The 13,872-nt window shown below is 59.9% G+C and carries 12 protein-coding genes; 3 read left to right on the plus strand and 9 right to left on the minus strand.

The window, feature by feature from the left end:
• Positions 1 to 107: 107 nt before the first annotated feature.
• Positions 108 to 1,019, minus strand: a complete 912-nt coding sequence (locus GDN47_RS20370) for a LysR family transcriptional regulator (RefSeq protein ID WP_152094116.1) — start codon at positions 1,017 to 1,019, stop codon at positions 108 to 110.
• Between the two features lie 109 nt (positions 1,020 to 1,128).
• Between GDN47_RS20370 and GDN47_RS20375 the strand changes: the two genes are divergently transcribed.
• From GDN47_RS20375 to GDN47_RS20385, 3 genes are all read left to right on the plus strand, one after another.
• Positions 1,129 to 2,478, plus strand: coding sequence for an amidohydrolase family protein (locus GDN47_RS20375; protein ID WP_152094117.1), 1,350 nt, complete (start codon positions 1,129 to 1,131; stop codon positions 2,476 to 2,478).
• 62 nt (positions 2,479 to 2,540) lie between these two features.
• Positions 2,541 to 3,740 carry an arabinose transporter gene (locus tag GDN47_RS20380; protein WP_173002531.1) on the plus strand — a complete coding sequence of 400 codons (1,200 nt, stop codon included), beginning with the start codon at positions 2,541 to 2,543 and terminating at the stop codon, positions 3,738 to 3,740.
• Between the two features lie 55 nt (positions 3,741 to 3,795).
• Positions 3,796 to 4,566: an SDR family NAD(P)-dependent oxidoreductase gene (locus tag GDN47_RS20385; RefSeq protein ID WP_145635721.1), complete on the plus strand. Its 771-nt coding sequence runs from the start codon at positions 3,796 to 3,798 to the stop codon at positions 4,564 to 4,566.
• A gap of 183 nt (positions 4,567 to 4,749) precedes the next feature.
• Here the strand turns inward: GDN47_RS20385 and GDN47_RS20390 are convergent, their stop codons facing one another.
• The 8 genes from GDN47_RS20390 to GDN47_RS20425 form a co-directional block, all read right to left on the minus strand.
• Positions 4,750 to 6,111, minus strand: coding sequence for an LLM class flavin-dependent oxidoreductase (locus GDN47_RS20390; protein WP_152094119.1), 1,362 nt, complete (start codon positions 6,109 to 6,111; stop codon positions 4,750 to 4,752).
• 104 nt (positions 6,112 to 6,215) lie between these two features.
• Positions 6,216 to 6,818: an alkylhydroperoxidase domain protein gene (locus GDN47_RS20395; RefSeq protein ID WP_152094120.1), complete on the minus strand. Its 603-nt coding sequence runs from the start codon at positions 6,816 to 6,818 to the stop codon at positions 6,216 to 6,218.
• Positions 6,819 to 6,841: 23 nt separating this feature from the next.
• Positions 6,842 to 7,471, minus strand: a complete 630-nt coding sequence (locus tag GDN47_RS20400) for a CMD domain protein (RefSeq protein WP_152094121.1) — start codon at positions 7,469 to 7,471, stop codon at positions 6,842 to 6,844.
• A gap of 26 nt (positions 7,472 to 7,497) precedes the next feature.
• Entirely contained in the window at positions 7,498 to 8,550 is a 1,053-nt protein-coding gene (locus tag GDN47_RS20405; protein ID WP_152094122.1) for a putative FMN-dependent luciferase-like monooxygenase, read from the minus strand.
• Positions 8,551 to 8,554: 4 nt separating this feature from the next.
• Positions 8,555 to 10,234 carry a dipeptide ABC transporter ATP-binding protein gene (locus tag GDN47_RS20410; RefSeq protein WP_152094123.1) on the minus strand — a complete coding sequence of 560 codons (1,680 nt, stop codon included), beginning with the start codon at positions 10,232 to 10,234 and terminating at the stop codon, positions 8,555 to 8,557.
• On the minus strand, positions 10,231 to 11,148 hold the full coding sequence (locus GDN47_RS20415; protein WP_113352984.1) for an ABC transporter permease: 918 nt from the start codon (positions 11,146 to 11,148) through the stop codon (positions 10,231 to 10,233). The genes GDN47_RS20410 and GDN47_RS20415 overlap by 4 nt, the downstream gene beginning before the upstream one ends.
• Positions 11,148 to 12,089 carry an ABC transporter permease gene (locus GDN47_RS20420; RefSeq protein WP_145635732.1) on the minus strand — a complete coding sequence of 314 codons (942 nt, stop codon included), beginning with the start codon at positions 12,087 to 12,089 and terminating at the stop codon, positions 11,148 to 11,150. The genes GDN47_RS20415 and GDN47_RS20420 overlap by 1 nt, the downstream gene beginning before the upstream one ends.
• A gap of 61 nt (positions 12,090 to 12,150) precedes the next feature.
• The gene (locus tag GDN47_RS20425) at positions 12,151 to 13,776 is read right to left on the minus strand and encodes a TIGR04028 family ABC transporter substrate-binding protein (protein ID WP_145635734.1); all 1,626 of its coding nucleotides are present in this window, start codon (positions 13,774 to 13,776) and stop codon (positions 12,151 to 12,153) included.
• Positions 13,777 to 13,872: the final 96 nt, after the last annotated feature.

Here is a 13,872-nt window from a genome sequence, read left to right on the forward strand (position 1 = left end):
TTTGCCTTTAATGGCTGGAAAGTGGTGCCGCCCTCCGCCGACTAGCGCAGGCGCTCAAAAAAGAGCGCCCACACTATCAATCGGCGGTATACGGCATCCCTCAACCCCTAACGTTCGAGTTCCTCAGTAATGTCGGCGCAGAAATCGACAAATGCGCGTACCTTGGCTGGCGGCTGCTTGCGTGATGGTTGGAAAGCAAAGAGCGGGAAACGCTCGCCATGCCAGTCGGGGAAGAGGTCGATCAGCGATCCTGTCGCCAATGCCTGCCCAACCCCCCAGCCGATTACCTGAGCAATGCCGGTTCCAGCAAGGCATTCATCGAGCATGGTCTTGGGGTCGGTGAACGTCAACGGTCCGCTCGTCGGAACATCGATTGTCTCGCCTCCCCGGATGAATTCCCATTCGAATGGCCTCCCGGTATAGGGATCGATAAACTGCAGACAGCGATGAACGGAGAGGTCGCGAGGATGCGCCGGACGACCATGGCGCTCCAGATAGCGAGGCGACGCCACGGTCAGAATTGGTGCTTCAATTAGCTTTCGCGCAATCAGGCTGGCAAAGCGAGGCTGGCCAAACCGGATCGCAAGATCGATACCGTCTGCAACAAGATCTCCGACATGCTCTCTGGTCACGAACTCGATAGATAGATCCGGATAGCGTTCGCAGAATCCACCAAGCCGGCCTGCGAGCACGAGGGGCAGAAAGAATGGATCGATATCCACTTTCAAACGACCGCGCACCGCTGTTGCCGAGCCGGACACGACCACGGCAGCGTCTTCGATCGCATTCAAGTGCGGCTTCACCTCTTCATAAAACCGCCGGCCCTCGTCGGTCAGCGTCACCGAGCGCGTCGTTCGATCGAGCAGGCGCACGCCGAGGCGTGTCTCAAGACGGCCAATGGCCCGGCTTACACCGGAATCGGTGATGCCGATCAGTTCAGCGCCTTTGACGAAGCTCCCACCTTCAACGACGGCCGCAAACACGCTCACCCCCGAGAGAATCCGTCCATCAAAAGACATGTGCCGACTCCTGACTTTTGGTCAGGAATCATCTGACATAAACGCACTTAATTCAAGATCATTCCAGAGCGATAACGGTCCCGTGCTTTAAACCTGAGAGGACCCAATCATGAGCAATCTCAACCATCCCCGCACGCTTTTCAAAGGCGGCACCATACTGACAATGGACAAGACGGTCGGCAATCTCGCCATCGGCGACCTGCTCGTGGAACACGGCAGAATAGCGGCCATCGGACAGAACATCGCCGTTACCGATGCAACGGTTATTGATGCTTCTGACAGCATCGTCATGCCAGGTCTGATCGACGCCCATCATCACATGTGGCTGGGCGCAATGCGCCGCATGATGCCCGATGTGCACGATCTCTTTGCCTATATCGATGTGGTGGCGGAAACGCTGGGCTGCCATTATCGACCGCTGGATATGTATCTCAGCACCCGGCTCACCGCGCTCGCCTGTCTCGATGCCGGCATCACGACCGTCATCGACGCTTGCCATTCCTCCCGCAGCCCGGAACATACCGACGCAGCGCTCGACGCTCTCGATGGCAGCGGTATCCGCGCCCTGCACATGGTCGGCGCCGCCATGGACAAGAAGGCGTCCTCCGCACACCTACCGGGCGATCTGAAGCGGCTGGCGGACAACTGGAACCAAGGCGATGGCCTTGTGCGTGTCGGCCTGTTCGGCCAGCTCAATCTCGATTGGTGGAAGGTCGCCCGCAGCCTGAATATGCGCATTCTGACCGAGTTCATCGGCGATCTAGCCAAGCTCGGCCCGGAATTTGCCGAAGAGGGCGTGCTCGGCCCGCACAGCATCTTCAATCATTGCACCCGCATTCCGCGGGAGACGTGGCGCCTCTTTGCCAATGCCGGCGTGAACATTACCGTCAACCCGCGTTCCGATGCACTGTTCGGTTTCGATGACGAGAGTTTCGCGTATCAGCAAGCGATCGACCATGGCCTGACGCCGGCTATCGGCATCGATCTCGACACGGCCTTCGGCAGCGACATGTTCGGCGAGATGCACGCCCTATTCCTGCAGCAGCGCTCGGCCATGCGTTACCGCAAATTCCGAGGCGAAGATAATGTGCCCTTGCCGATCACCGTCGAGCGCGTCCTTGAAGCGGCAACCGTAAACGGTGCACGCGCCGCGGGTCTTGAGAGCGAGGTCGGTTCGCTGGCGCCCGGCAAGCAGGCCGATATCATCATGGTACGTGCCGACGGGGTCGCCGTCATACCGGTCAATAACGCCGTCGGCACGATCGTCCAGGCCGTCGAGCGCTCGGATGTTGATACGGTCATGGTCGCCGGCGAGATCCGCAAACGCGGCGGAAAGCTGGTCGGCACCGATCTCATCAAGCTATCATCGGAGATCGCCGCGTCGCGCGATTACCTGCTGGAAAAGAGCGGCTATCGCCTGGACCGCCTCGGCGCACCCGCCCCCGAAGAAGCGGCCTGAATCGGTGCCGCCGCTTTTCGGCGACGCTGCTACCCCACAGATTTTTCAGAATGGAGGCTGTCATGTCAGCATCTCTCATCAATGAGACGACGGAAGCGAAAGCCGCTCCCGCATATCTTTCCCGCCCTGCCCCGGGGATCATCGCCGCGCTCTTTTGTGGCTATCTCGCGGTCGGACTTCCGCTTCCGGTTATACCGCTCTTCATCCACGACAAGCTCGGCTTCAACAATCTGGTCGTCGGCCTGGTGATTGGCATCCAATTTCTCGCTACCGTGCTCAGTCGTGGCTATGCGGGACGCTTGACCGATCTCAAAGGCGGTCAGCGTTCCGCCCTGCAAGGTGCCGCGATCAGCATGACCGCAGGGCTGCTCTATCTGGCGGCGGCCATGCCCATTCTCTCGCCCGATGTCAGCCTTGCAATTCTTGTTATCGGGCGATTGATTGCCGGTCTCGGGGAGAGCCTCTTCGTCACCGGCTGTGTCTCCTGGTCGATCGCCTCGGTCGGACCACAGCGCGCAGGCATGTCGATGTCGTGGACCGGCATTGCCATGTTCGCGGCACTGGCCATCGGCGCGCCGGTCGGCATGGCTCTGTATCAGTCTTATGGCCTGGAGACCGCAATGATCGCCTGCATCCTTGCCCCGCTACTCGCAGTCGCTATCGCATTTCGTTCGACCTCTTATACGAGCCCGGCAGGCCCGCGTCTGCCCTTCCATAAGGTCATCGGCCAAATCTGGCGCGAAGGGGCCGGGCTGATGCTGCAAGGAGTGGCACTGTCGGGTCTTACCGCCTTCGCATCGCTCTACTTCGCAGCCCACCATTGGAACAATGCCGGCTTGGTCATGACGGCCTTCGGCATCGGCTTCATCTTCGTGCGCGTCGTATTCGGCTCGCTGCCCGACAGAATGAGCGGCTATAGCATCGCATTCTGGTCCTCGGTGATAGTTGCAGCCGGCCAGGCGCTGATCTGGGTGACGCCTAATGAATGGATGGCGCTTGCCGGCGCCCTGGTCACCGGCCTCGGTTGTGCGCTGATCTTTCCCGCTCTCGGCGTCGAAGCGCTGAAGCGAGTGCCTCCGGCCAATCGTGGCAGCGCCATGGGCGGCTTCGTGGCTTTTCTCGATATCGCCTACGGCATTTCCGGTCCGGTCGCTGGCATCATCGCCGGACAGTTCGGATATGCGGCCGTCTACCTCTTTGGCGCCGCCTGCGCCCTCGCCGGTGCCGCACTTGTCCAGACCGCCCGCTCTTCGCAATCCTGACCATTATTCCACATTGCCTGTGAGACTTGCTCGCCGGCTATCAAAGGAGATTTTCATGTCCCGCATCTTCATTTCCGGCTCGTCGACCGGTCTCGGCCTCATGGTGGCTGAACGTCTAACCGAACAAAGCCACCGGGTCGTGCTTCATGCGCGCAATCCGGCTCGCGCCAATGATGCCCGCCGCGCTCTTCCGAAGGCGGAGGCAGTCGTGATCGGTGATCTCGAGACCATCGCCGGTGCAAAAATTCTCGCCGCCGAAGTCAACAGGCTCGGACGGTTCGATGCTGTGATCCACAATGCCGCCGTCGGCTATCGCGAAGCTCATCGCCTCACCTCCGACGGGCTGCCGCATGTCTTCGCCATAAACACACTATCGGCCTACATTCTGACCGCACTCCTCGAACCACCGAAGCGGCTAGTCTACCTGTCGTCCGGCATGCACCATCATGCAGATGCCAATCTCGATGATATTCTCTGGAAACGTCGCAGGTGGAACGGATCAGAGGCCTATGCCGAAAGCAAGCTGCACGACGCAATGCTCGCATTCGCGATCGCGCGACGTTGGAAGGACGTGTTCTCGAATTCATTGGAGCCCGGATGGGTTCCGACCAAGATGGGCGGCCCTGGCGCACCTGATGACATGGCACAGGCCCATCTGACTCAAGCCTGGCTGGCAGCCGGCGACGACCCGAAGGCGGATGTCACGGGAGAATACTTCTATCATCTGAAGCGTCGGACCGCGAACCCGCAGGCTCATGATCCAGCGCTCCAAGACAGCCTCATCGCAATCTGCGAGGAGATCTCGGGCGTGACTTTGCCGAAATAATTCACCGTCGGTCTTTTAGATCTTTAAAAATCTATTGGAGCGCGCACGGGAAGCATTCGGGACTCGAAAGAACACTAAGCCAGCATACTCTCCTTCGCCGTAATCTGGTCCGATCCGCCGAAACGACACGTCCAGAGAATTCCGGGCGTCACGTGTTTCTACCTTTCAAATCCACAAGCTTGACTATCGCCGTCTATAAGACGCCCCGCAGTGACGTTCCGGCAGGCGAGCGGTTTCCCCGAAGATCTTTTGCCGCAGTGAACCTTCCGCGTACGCAGTCTTATAGAGACCCCGATCCTGCAAGGCTGGCACTACAACATCAACGAAATCCTCAAAGCCCTCCGGCGCCACCGTGCGGGTGAGGTTAAAGCCGTCGATCTCCCCCTCATCGATCCACGCGGAAAGCTCATCCGCGACCGTTGCGGCATCGCCGACAATGACCGGATACCGGCCGCCAATGGACAGTTCCCCTAGCAATTGCCGCTTGGTCCAGCCTCGTTGCTGCGCAGTTTGCGTTGCTGACTGGCTGGCGTTGGACGGTCCATAGACGATAGTCTCGTCGAGCTCGTAACGCGAAAAATCGATACCCGTGCTCGCCGAAAAATGCGCCAACCCGGCTTCAGGATTAGCATGGTAGAGGTAGTCCGTATATTTTTCCCGCGCCGCGGCGGCCGAGCGATCCGTTACGACAGTTATGCCGACAAGGATTTTCACGTCATCGGGCTTTCGGCCCACGGCAACAGCCGCCTGGCGCAGCGCCCGGCCAGCGGCGCGTGCTGCGTTCTTGTCGGCGGCTGCAATGAAGATGCATTCGGCATGACGGGCAGCAAATTTCCTGCCGCGGCCGGATGTACCCGCCTGATAAAGAACCGGTGTACGCTGTATGGACGGTTCGGCAAGATGATAGCCGCGCGAACGATAGAATTGCCCCTGATGATCTATCTGATGGACTTTTGATGGGTCGGCATAGATGCGCTTTTTCTTGTCCGCCAAAACCGCGTCGTCTTCCCAGCTTCCCTCCCAGAATTTGTACAGGAGTTCGAGATATTCGTCTGCGCGATCGTAGCGGGTATCGTGCTCGATCTGCATATCGAGTCCCAAGCCGCGCGCGGCACTGTCGAGATAGCCGGTTACGATATTCCAGCCAATGCGCCCATCGGTCAGATGATCGAGCGTCGACATGCGCCGCGCAAAAACATAGGGCGCATCCGTACTGGCATTGACCGTTACACCAAAGCCAAGATGCCGCGTCACGGCCGCCATAGCGGACACCAGCAACAAGGGATCATTGAGCGGCAACTGAATGGATTCCCGCAAGGTTAGATCGACCGAGTTCTGGTAGACGTCATAGACGCCGAGAATATCGGCCAGGAAAATGCCATCGAAAAGGCCGCGTTCCAGCGTCGCCGCAAGCGATGTCCAATAGCTCAGCGTCTTATAGCGATCGGACTGATCTCGCGGATGGGTCCATAGCCCGTGATTGACGTGCCCGACGCAGTTCATGTTGAATGCGTTGAGCAGTATCTTTTTTCTTTGCGTGACCATCTCGTCCGTCGTTTCAGTTTCGATCGCGCCGTATTGTAGCGCTTGCCATCGACATAGCCGCCCTCCAGACGAGCTTCCGCCGCTCAATCACGACAACGTCTGCTTCAGGCTGCCGGCGTCGGTTCGCCGAGCGAAAGCATCAATCGGTTTGCCCAATTGAAGAAGGCAGCTCCATGGATCACGTCGGCGATTTCCAGATCATCCAGGCCTTCCTCGCGCAATCTGACGATCTCGTTGGCTCCAAATTGCGATGGCGTCGCGGTGAGCGCGGCTGAAGCCTCGACAACCGCATTCCAGCGACTGCCAAGATCAGCCTGAAGCCCATCATCCAGCAGACGCTGCACGTCATCCGTCCGCTTGGAATGATGGGCGGCGAAGCGAGAATGGACCGATGCGCAAAAAACACAGCCATTCACCCGCGATGCGGCCGTGGCGGCCAGTTCACGCTCAGCACGAGGAAGGCCGGCCGAGACATTGTAGAAGATATCCTTGTCCGTCTTGGTACGGGCCTGGAGAATGTCGGGATCGCGTACCAGCAGCATGAAATACGGCGACTTCGCGCGGGATGCATCCACAAGGCCTGCCCAGTGGCGCTCGGTCAAGTCCGCTTCATCAAGGGGCCGCAGCCAGGGTGTCCAGCCGATTTCAGCTTGAGTGAAGGCGTTTGGTCGGTCTGCGATTTCGGGATGAATTACAGTTTCGGTCATGAAAGGATTCCTTGTTCGTGCGATCAGGCTTGCGCGACCCGTCCGACATCGGCTGGATTGGCAGCCAAGGCCCTCAAGCCTGTAACGACCCTGATCTGAAACGCGAGAAATGCGACCAGCTGTGACAAGGTAACGATGCCTGTGGTCGTCCAGCCGGCATCTAGCAGCTTCTGCAGCGCCGCGGCACTCGCATCCCTCGGACGGAAGACCAGAAGGTGGCTGTGTTCGAGCGCCGTGCTGAGCTTCAGGTCCAGAAGTTGCCGGCTTTCGCCCGATACCTCATAAACGAAGCCCGGCCGGTCCTCACGGGAAAGCGGGCCAGCCAGATAATGGCCGTAAGGTCCGGTTGTATCGCCGACCTCCAGCTCCGCGGAGATGATGGCGACGAGCTCCGGGCCGTGCGCCTCATCCCGCAACTTGGAAGAATAAAAATCAGCGATCTCCGGCGCCTTGTGGAGGCCAGCGACAAAGGCGGCGACGGCAAGGCGCTCCGCCGGGGTCACGCTTCCCCAATGCTCGGGCTCGAAAAGAGCTTCATAGCTCTTTTGAGCATTGAGGCGCGTCTCGGGCCGTTGTGCCCGAAGGCCGTCAAGATCGGACCCAGGATCCATTCCCGCGAGGAAATCGATGACGTCTCTGGTCTGCAAAGTCATGGTCGATGCCTTCTCTTCGGATACCGCTATTGGATTTGCGCCGCCAAGCGGCGCTCTTTTCCGGTTAGGTTCTGCCGCACCCAACCAAGCGCTGGGGCGACATGAGCAGCCGTCAGTTCCAGCGAGCGCAGGATATGTTCATGCGGCGGATCGACGGAATGCACTTGAAAGACCAGATCCGTGACCCGCGCCAATGCCGTGTCTGCCTGAAGTGACGCGATAACGTCGTCGGGGGTGCCGACGTGAACATCGAAGGCTCCAATCAAATCAGCCGTGGTTTCGCCCGGGATCACGAAGCCCGCCGCCTTGAAGTGTTCGACGATCCGCCTCAAGCCGATATCGGCGAAATGAAGGGCCTCTTTCCTGCTATCGGCGACAAAGAGGCTCCGTGAACCCAATATCCGCGGCTGACGCCCTGCCGGCAACGCAGACAGGTAGGCATCGATAATCGGATTCTGCAGGTCCCAAAGCTTGGCGTGCGGCGTCTCGATCGGCCGCGGCTGTGTGCGCGACAACATCAGCCCGTCCCCATCGCGGCCGGCACGCAAGCCGCCGCCAACGGAAAATGTCGCCTGCCACACATGGTCGCGCAAATGCGGTGCCGCAGGATAGAGGCGGTTGCCGCCCGCAAGCTCTCCGCCCGCCCAGGCATCGCGCACGAGAGCAAGATGATTGCCATAGACCTCCGTGCGCTGGCTGCTTTCCAGGCCGAAGGGAAGGAAGGCCTGCGGGGTGCCGCCCGTTCCGAAGCCGACCTCCATCCGTCCGCCGAGCAGCTTGTCGAGCACGGCCGTATCTTCGGCGACCCGCACCGCGTTCTCCATCGGCAACGTGATGACACCCGTGCCCAAACGAATATGCGAGGTCTGCGGGGCCAGTGCGGCGAGAAACACCAATGGCGCAGGCAGGCCGCCTTCGTCTCCGTTGAAGTGATGCTGCGCCACCCAGGCCGTGTCGAAGCCATGTTTTTCGGCATGGATGATCTGCTCGGCAACCAGCCTATAGCGGGTTCCGGCATCCACCTGGTCCAGGACCCGGCTGAAGAAGCCCAGTCGCTTCGGTAATGTTGGCGTACTCATGGGATCATCCTGCATTGATAAGGACGGGCGCGGTCGCCCGCGGAAACTTCTTGCCTGGCACCGCATCGATCAGCTCGCGTGTGTATGGGCTGCTTGGATTGGAAAAGACGTCTTCGACGCGACCCGTCTCGACCAGCTGCCCGGCGTTCAGCACCGAGACAGTGTCCGCGATCTGTCGCACGACGGCGAGATCGTGGGAGACGAACAGATAGGTCAGCCCAAGCTCGCGCTGCAACTCGCCCAAGAGATCGAGGATCTGCGCCTGCACCGTTACGTCAAGCGCGGAGACAGCCTCGTCGAGCACCAGGATCCGCGGATCGAGCACCAGCGCACGGGCGATCGCGACGCGCTGGCGCTGCCCTCCCGAAAGCGAATGCGGCCGACGTTGCGATATGTCGGCTGGCAGTCTGACCTTGTCGAGAGTGGCCGCCACCTTCGCCAATCGCTCACGGCGGGGCAGCCGTTCGAAATTCAACAACGGCTCCTCGACGATTCCCGTAATCGTCTGGCGTGGGTCGAGCGAACCATAGGGATTTTGATAGACGAGCTGGACCTTCTTGCGCAGCTGCCTCAGCGCTTCACCGCGCAACGAAGCCAGGTCGAGCCCGTCGATCAGTACCTGGCCCGAAGTCGGCTTCTGAAACGCGGAAACGATCCTTATCGTCGTCGTCTTGCCGGAGCCGGATTCACCGACGATTGCATGGGTGCTGCCGCGGCGAACGCGAAAAGAGACATCGTCGACCGCCTGGAAACTGCCGCCGCGACCGGCACCGAAATCCTGCACCAGCCTATCGACCACGACGATGTCGTCGTCCGCCGCGACGGATGCAACCGGGTGTGCCGGCGCGGCCTTCGGCCGCGCATTCAACGATGGCGCGTCGGCAAGCAGGCGGCGCGTATAGTTGCTTCGCGGGTTTGCGAGAATGTCGGCCGTGCGCCCCCGCTCCTGGATACGGCCGTGCTGCAGGACGATCAACCTGTCGGATCGATCGGCGGCGACCCCGAGGTCATGGGTCACCAAGAGGACCGCCGTGCCATATTCCCGTCGCAGATCGTCGATCAGATCGAGAATGTGCCTCTGCACCGTCACATCCAGGGCACTGGTGGGTTCGTCGGCGATGATCAGCGAAGGTTTCAGCGCGATGGCAATGGCGATCAACACGCGCTGACGCATGCCGCCGGAGAGCTCATGGGGATACTGCCTGGCGCGCAATTGAGGCTGGCTGAGGCCGACACGTTCCAGCAATTCGATCGCTTGAACGCGAGCAGCCGCTCCAGACGCCCGGCCATGCACCGTCAGGATTTCGGCGACCTGTTCGCCGATCGTCCTCACTGGATTGAGCGAATTGCCCGGATCCTGCGGCACGAGGCTGATGATGGAACCACGAATGCCATCCAGCCGCCTTTGCGGCCAGCCGGCAATATCCTGGCCGTTCAGGCGGATGGTTCCCTGCTGGAGAATGCCGCCTTCGGGCAGAAGGCCGATCAACGCCTGTGCGGTGGAGCTCTTGCCTGAACCGGATTCGCCGACGAGGGCGACCACTTCGCCGGCGCGAACCTCAAAGCCAATATCGTGAACGACCGTGCGCTGGCCGCTCTTGTCGCGATAGGCGACCCTGAGGCCCGCCACATCGAGGATCGGCACACCCTCTTCCTCAGTGGTTTCAATGATCGGAGCCGTCATTTCCCGATGCTCCCGATTGCCCGGCTGATGCGATTGATGGAAATAACGACCAGGACGACGACAAGACCGGGTGCGGCCGTCAGCCACCAGGCGGTTGCGATATAATTGCGTCCTTCGGCGATCAGCAGGCCCCATTCCGGTGTCGGTGGCGGCGCGCCATAGCCGAGAAAGCCGAGCGTCGCGAGCTGCAGGATCGCCCAGCCGGCCTGAAGCGCAGCAAAGGCGATCACCGAGGTCAGCGAATTCGGCAGGATATGGCGCCAGAGCACCTTGAGGAATGTCCCGCCGCTGCCGAAGGCGGCTTCGACATATTCGCTTCGGCGCACCGTCACGACTTCGGAGCGAACCAATCTGGCAAACTTGGCGATCAGCGTGCAGCCGACCGCGATCGCGGCGTTGACGGTGCCGAAACCGAGCAGGACGATGATGCTGAGCGACAAGAGAAGATCCGGTATCGACAGCATGACATCGACCAGCCTCATGATGACCGTCTCGATCCTGCCGCCAAATGATCCGGCAAGGACGCCGAGCGTCGTGCCGGCTACAAGCGCGATGCCAACGGCCGCGAGCGCGCCCGATAGCGAGTGAATCGCGCCATAGACGATGCGGGCATAGAGATCCCGCCCGAGCGAATCCGTCCCCAGGAGATGGGTGGCGCTGGGCGGTCGTAGATGTTGCCCAGGTAGGCCTTGGACAGGGTCGTAGATCGTAAAGAGACTAGGGACGAGTGCCCAAAGGACGGCCAGCGCGAGAATGAGGCAGGCAAGGAAGAGACCAGGCCGGATGCGCGAAAAACGCCTGCCAGCTCCGGCGTTCTCACGAACATCGGTCTTGAGCGTCACGGGCGATATACTGATGTTCCGGTCGGACGAATCGAGGTCTGGATGATGTCGGGCGGTTTCGATCGTTGCCATCACACAGCTCCCAGCTTGGTTTTCAGACGCGGATCGAGCACGGGATAGAGAAGATCGACCACAAGGTTGATGACGACGAAAGCGGTCGCGGCGATGACGACGATCGCTTGAAGAACGGCGACATCCTGACTGTCCACGGCCTGTTTCGTCAGCCCGCCGATACCATTGAGGCCAAACACCGTTTCGGTGATGACCGCGCTGGCGATCAGCTCCCCGAACAGCAATCCGGCAACGGTCAGAACCGGCAGGAGCGTATTCTTGGCGACGTGTCGCCATAGGACCTTGGCATGCGAAAGTCCCTTGGCCCGAGCCACGGGCACGAAAGGCTTCGTCAGGACTTCGTCGATGTTCTTCAGCAATATCTGCGCGAGCGGCGCCGAAATCGGCACCGCGACCGTCAGGATAGGCAGGAAAAGACCCTCCCAGGGTCCGGGATTGATGACCGGCACGAGGCGAAGCCGGAAGGAGAATATCTGAATGAGCATGATGCCGAGCCAAAAAGTCGGCACCGATATGAACAGCGACGGAATGGACTGGATCAGGCCACGCAGCCAGGCAAAGCCGGAGAGATTGCAGGCAATCGCGATCAGAACGGCAAGAAGCGTCGCACCCGCAAAACCCAAACCTGCCAACAATAGCGATGGCGGCAGGTTGGTGGCAAGCAGCGAGCTCACCGGAACGCCTGCCTGCAGTGAATAGCCGAAATCCCCCGTCAAAAAATTCCAGATTGCGTGGGCATATTGATGCAGGAAGGATCCGTCGGCGCCATAAGCCGCCCTGATATCGGCAAGCTGTTCGGGGCTTAGTCCGTAATCCGGGTTCTGGAACTTGATCAGCACCGCGTCGCCAGGCAGCGACTGCAGCAAAACGAACGAAACGGTGAAGGCCGCCCATAAGACGAACAGCGCCTGCCCGAACCTCGATAATATGTATCTTGCCATGCCACTACCATGTCTTCGCATGAAGGAAGGCCCGGCACCACGCCGGGCCAGCCCCTTTTCATCAATGTTCAGCGAGCCAGGTGCTGTAGAAGGACGGACGTCCCACGGCCTCGAATGCAACCCCCTTCACGTAAGGCGCGCCAGCGAAGACCTGCGGCTCCTCGAAGAAGGGGATGACATAGGCCTGATCGAGCAGATATTCCTGCGCGGCCTTGGCCGCCGCCAGTCGCTTGTCGCGATCCGTCTCGGAGGCGACGGTTTCCAGGATGCCGTTCAGCTTGTCATCCGAGAAGGTCGCCTTGGGATTGAGGCCGCCCTTTTGCAGCAGGGCATCGCGATTCTTGGGATAGAACTGGCTCTTGATGACATCGGGATCGGCGCGGCCGACCTCGGCGACGACCAGCGGCGTCCTTGCTGGATCGACATTGTCGGTCACCAGATTTCCCGAGGTTCCGGCAAGAACCTGCAGCTTGACACCGAGCTTGGCCCATTGCTGCGCGACGAGCTGCAGCACGGCCTTGTTCTGCGGCTGGGGCAAGGATTCATAGACGGCAAGCGAAAGTGGCTTGCCATCCTTCTCGCGAACACCGCTCGCGCGCTTCTTCCAGCCTGCCTCATCCAGAAGCTTTTCAGCAAGAGCCGGATCGTAGGTCAGCTTCGACGACAAATCCGTGTAGCCGGCCGCGGCCGACGAAATGACCGATTTCGCCTGCGGATAATTTGCCGAAAACAGCGTATCGACGATTTCCTTGTTGTTGGTCGCATGCAGGAGCGCCTGGCGAACCCTAATATCGGCGACGAGCGGATTGTCCGGACGGAAGGCGACGCTGTCGTTCACGCCGCGGGTCGGCGCCGCATAGATCGCGAAACCCTGATCGGACACCTGCTTCTCGTCATAGGCCTGCAGCTGACGGATGAAATCGGCCTGGCCGGAAAGCAATGCGCCGATGCGCACGCTGTCCTCGCCGGTGATGATGTACTTGATCCCGTCCAGATAGGCCCGGCCCTGATGCGCCAACTTGTTTGGACCCCAGTTATAGTCTGTCCGCGCTTTCAGCGAGAGCTGCTTGCCGAGCGTCTCGCTTTCGACGACAAAGGGGCCGGACCCGATGATCTTCGTCGCATCGCCGAGCTGGTCGAAAGGCAATGCCAGCGTCTTTAGGGAAACCAAGCCCGATCCGATCACGGCGGTTCCCTGCAGGAAACCCGGAGACGGCTTCTTGAAGTAGAACTTGACCGTATAGGGATCGACGACTTCGCTATGATCGTAGTTGTTGATGACCTCGGAAACCGGCTGCTTCAGCTCCTTATTGCCAAGGCCGAACGTATCATAATTCTTCGCCACGGCATTGGCGTCGAGCGGAGAACCGTCGGAAAATGTCACGCCCTTGCGGATCTTGAACGTATATTCCGTCGCCTTGTCGTTGACTGTCCAGGATTCGGCGATCCACGGCTCGATATCGAGCGTCTTCGGGTTCTGATAGGTGAGCTTGTCGGTGATCTGGTTGAGAATGCCACCATTCGGATAGAAGCCGCCCGCCGGCGGGTAAAGGTTCGTATGCGCCTGCTGTTCAAGATAAATCAGCGTGCCGCCCTTGACCGGCTGGTCATCGGCGAATGCCGACGGCGCCACCAATAGCCACACGCTTAGTAAACTTGCCGCCTTGAATTTGGCTTTGATGCCCATTGTGTAAGCCTCTGTATGAAAACGCGCATCAAACTACGGCAAACACCAAGCTATCTATAGAATTAATATTCTAATTTGGTCGCAAGTCAGGAAACG

Source organism: Martinezella dioscoreae, from assembly GCF_009176305.1.
GTDB lineage: Bacteria > Pseudomonadota > Alphaproteobacteria > Rhizobiales > Rhizobiaceae > Rhizobium > Rhizobium dioscoreae.

Coding starts and splice junctions, on each gene's coding strand:
- GDN47_RS20370 (WP_152094116.1), bottom strand. CDS start 1,019: ATGTCTTTTGATGGACGGATTCTCTCGGGGGTGAGCGTGTTTGCGGCC.
- GDN47_RS20390 (WP_152094119.1), bottom strand. CDS start 6,111: ATGGTCACGCAAAGAAAAAAGATACTGCTCAACGCATTCAACATGAAC.
- GDN47_RS20385 (WP_145635721.1), top strand. CDS start 3,796: ATGTCCCGCATCTTCATTTCCGGCTCGTCGACCGGTCTCGGCCTCATG.
- GDN47_RS20405 (WP_152094122.1), bottom strand. CDS start 8,550: ATGAGTACGCCAACATTACCGAAGCGACTGGGCTTCTTCAGCCGGGTC.
- GDN47_RS20395 (WP_152094120.1), bottom strand. CDS start 6,818: ATGACCGAAACTGTAATTCATCCCGAAATCGCAGACCGACCAAACGCC.
- GDN47_RS20380 (WP_173002531.1), top strand. CDS start 2,541: ATGTCAGCATCTCTCATCAATGAGACGACGGAAGCGAAAGCCGCTCCC.
- GDN47_RS20400 (WP_152094121.1), bottom strand. CDS start 7,471: ATGACTTTGCAGACCAGAGACGTCATCGATTTCCTCGCGGGAATGGAT.
- GDN47_RS20425 (WP_145635734.1), bottom strand. CDS start 13,776: ATGGGCATCAAAGCCAAATTCAAGGCGGCAAGTTTACTAAGCGTGTGG.
- GDN47_RS20420 (WP_145635732.1), bottom strand. CDS start 12,089: ATGGCAAGATACATATTATCGAGGTTCGGGCAGGCGCTGTTCGTCTTA.
- GDN47_RS20410 (WP_152094123.1), bottom strand. CDS start 10,234: ATGACGGCTCCGATCATTGAAACCACTGAGGAAGAGGGTGTGCCGATC.
- GDN47_RS20375 (WP_152094117.1), top strand. CDS start 1,129: ATGAGCAATCTCAACCATCCCCGCACGCTTTTCAAAGGCGGCACCATA.
- GDN47_RS20415 (WP_113352984.1), bottom strand. CDS start 11,148: ATGGCAACGATCGAAACCGCCCGACATCATCCAGACCTCGATTCGTCC.